This is a genomic window from Psychrobacter sp. W2-37-MNA-CIBAN-0211, assembly GCF_040309405.1.
GTDB classification, from domain to species: Bacteria; Pseudomonadota; Gammaproteobacteria; order Pseudomonadales; family Moraxellaceae; genus Psychrobacter; species Psychrobacter glaciei.
The window spans coordinates 1-258 of record NZ_JBEOOU010000348.1; the positions used below are offsets into that span (position 1 = coordinate 1).

General features: G+C 39.9%; 1 protein-coding gene. It reads left to right on the forward strand.

The window, feature by feature from the left end:
- Positions 1-12: 12 nt before the first annotated feature.
- On the forward strand, positions 13-258 hold a 246-nt coding region (locus AAEY72_RS15470; RefSeq protein ID WP_352311494.1), incomplete at its 3' end, for a hypothetical protein.

Sequence of the window (258 nt, forward strand, 5' to 3'; positions counted from 1 at the left end):
GAATTAGTCTTTATGTCTGAAAAAAAACCACAGTCCAGTTCGCTTCAATCTGCGATAACCAATAGCGCTGATCCACGTTGGGATAACAAACTATCACAGCAAGTTGATAGTGCGAGTATTGACAGTGCGAGTATTGAATTTGATAAAGGCGTGACACCTTTTGTTGAGACAGAAGATGAAGTGGTAGATGAAAAACAATTACAACATCATCAACAACAAGTCGCTGATGAAATTCAGTTGCAGTTAACTGGCGCGATG